At 71.5% G+C, this 2,137-nt stretch carries 5 protein-coding genes; 3 read left to right on the top strand and 2 right to left on the bottom strand.

What is annotated here, in order from left to right; genetic code table 11:
- A partial coding sequence (locus VIG79_RS09575) for a hypothetical protein (protein WP_331884970.1) occupies positions 1–377 on the bottom strand: 377 nt, incomplete at its 3' end.
- A gap of 27 nt (positions 378–404) precedes the next feature.
- On the bottom strand, positions 405–797 hold the full coding sequence (locus tag VIG79_RS09580; RefSeq protein ID WP_331884972.1) for a hypothetical protein: 393 nt from the start codon (positions 795–797) through the stop codon (positions 405–407).
- Positions 798–882: 85 nt separating this feature from the next.
- On the opposite strand from VIG79_RS09580, the gene VIG79_RS09585 reads away from it, so the two are divergent.
- From VIG79_RS09585 to VIG79_RS09595, 3 genes are read left to right on the top strand one after another with little or no spacing between them, the layout of a single operon-like run.
- The gene (locus VIG79_RS09585) at positions 883–1,338 is read left to right on the top strand and encodes an FAD:protein FMN transferase (protein ID WP_331884974.1); all 456 of its coding nucleotides are present in this window, start codon (positions 883–885) and stop codon (positions 1,336–1,338) included.
- A 7-nt stretch (positions 1,339–1,345) separates the two neighbouring features.
- A complete protein-coding gene (locus tag VIG79_RS09590; protein ID WP_331884976.1) occupies positions 1,346–1,723 on the top strand; it encodes an FAD:protein FMN transferase in 378 nt (125 codons plus the stop codon).
- The gene (locus VIG79_RS09595; RefSeq protein WP_331884978.1) at positions 1,720–2,004 is read left to right on the top strand and encodes a hypothetical protein; all 285 of its coding nucleotides are present in this window, start codon (positions 1,720–1,722) and stop codon (positions 2,002–2,004) included. Before VIG79_RS09590 ends, VIG79_RS09595 begins: the two co-directional genes overlap by 4 nt.
- Positions 2,005–2,137: the final 133 nt, after the last annotated feature.

Here is a 2,137-nt window from a genome sequence, read left to right on the forward strand (position 1 = left end):
CGAGGGACGAGCCGCTCGGTGTGCAGCCGAGTGTCGATCTCCTTGGCCGACAACCGTTTCGCGTGGTCATGCTCGGCGAGAGCAGCGCGGTAGGCGTCGTAGTCCTCCAGGCGGCAGAGCGCGCACGGACGATGGCCCGCCGCCAGCGACACGGCCTCGTCGTGGAAGAACAGGACCGTGTAGTGGTGCGGCTGCCACTGGAACGCCCGCCACCCCCTGAACGACAACGCGCACGTGATCCAGAGACTGCTGGCGTGGTTGCGGACGACATGGCCCGCGTCGTCGTGGAGGATCCCGCGGTTGCCCATCCAGCTGCCGCGCAGCGGGATCGCGACGATGTCGCCGGTCGGCGTGACGCGGTTCTGACGAGGGCCCACGGGCCGACCCTAACCAGGCATCCTCGGTCATCGCGGGACCACAACGGGCTCACAGGATCGGGCCGGGTGCGCCCGGCAAGGCGTTCCCGACATGACCAGCCGACGCTCGGACCGCGCCCTGTCCACCACCCGCCGATGGACCGCAGGCGTCCTGCTCGCCACGACGCTCACCGCCGGCGGCCTGGGCCTCCACCTCGCCGACGCGTATGCGGCGAACCGGTCCGCAACGGTCGCGGTCGCCACGACGAGCGGGGCCGGGACGTCCACCTCGACGGCCTCGACGGCCTCCACGTCCTCGAACTCGTCCTCGAACTCGTCCTCGGACAATTCGTCCTCGTCCGGGTTCGGCAGCACCGGTTCGGTGAGCAGCTCGTCCAACAGCGCCAGCACCACGACGACGGGATCCTGATGGCCATCCACCAGCACACGTTCCGCGCGATCGGCTGCACCAACAGCGTGCTCACCACCGAGGCGACGAGGCTCGAGGCTCGAGGCCGCGGCCTACGTGACCGAGGCGATGGTCGACGAGCTCGACCGCGTGGCGTCCCGCTTCCGGCCGGATTCCGAGATCTCTCGCCTCACCGCTGCCGCCGCGGTGGCGGGCGTCGACGTCGTGGTCTCGGAGCTGCTGGGCGGGTGCATCGAGGCCGCCCTCCATGCCGCCGACATCACCGACGGTCTGGTTGGCCCGACGGTCGGCCAGGCGGTCGCCGCCGCGGGCTACGACGTCGACCTCGACGCGGTCCGCGCGCGAGGCCCCGTGACGACGCCCGGCCTGGTCGTCGAGGTGCCGGTCCCCGGTTGGCGGGCCATCGGATACGACGTCGCGAACCGGCACCTGCTCCTGCCTCGAGGGACCATGGTCGACCTCGGCGCCACCGCCAAGGCGTGCGCCGCGGACCTCATCGCCGCGCGCCTGGCCCGAGCTGCGCGCGGATTTCCTCGTCAACCTCGGCGGTGACATCGCCGTGTCGGGGGTGCTGCCCGTCGGCGGCTGGGGACATCGGCGTCGAGGACGAGCACGGGTCGTCCGACAGGTCGTGGTCAGCTCCGGTCAGGCCGTCGTCACGTCGTCGACCCGTCGGCGGACCTGGGCTGCCAACGGCGAGCAGCGCCACATCGTCGACCCGCGCCCGGGGCGGACCGCGTCGACCGCCTGGTCCCAGGTCACCTGCGCCGGCGTCTCCGCGCTCGAGGCCAATGCGGCGAGCACCGCGGCCGTCGTGCTCGGGAGCGAGGCTCCGGAGTGGTTGGCCGGACACGGCATCTCCGCGCGGCTGGACGCCGACCTCGGCCGGCCCGTGGTCACCCCGGGCTGGCCGAACCCCGAACGGCGTACGGCATGAACGAGATCCTCTGGTTCGTGTCCCGGGCGACCGGTGTGGCGAGCGTCGTCATGCTCACCGTCCTTGTGCTGGGGATGCTGACGGCCTCGCGCCGCGCGCCCCAGGGCATCCGGTCCGCCGTCGTCATGGGCATGCACCGGTCGCTGGCGCTCGGCGCATCGGCGTTCCTCGTCGTCCACATCGCCACGGCGATCATGGAGTCCTACGTGAACATCGAGCCATCTCCGCGATCGTCCCGTTCACCTCGGGCTATGAGTCGGCGTGGACCCCGAGCTCGGTGACACCGCCGTCCGGCTCTGGACCCGCTCGGGCCCTGGCGTGGACCGCACGCCCCTGACTCGTGCGGCATACTGAGGCGCCGCAACGGGCCTCTAGCTCAACTGGCAGAGCTGCGGACTTTTAATCCGTAGGTTG

The sequence above is a fragment of the Lapillicoccus sp. genome, from assembly GCF_036559105.1.
Taxonomy (GTDB): Bacteria; Actinomycetota; Actinomycetes; order Actinomycetales; family Dermatophilaceae; genus Lapillicoccus.

Excerpts from the sequence above, each read along its gene's own strand:
- VIG79_RS09595 (WP_331884978.1), top strand. The coding sequence starts at position 1,720 with ATGAACGAGATCCTCTGGTTCGTGTCCCGGGCGACCGGTGTGGCGAGC.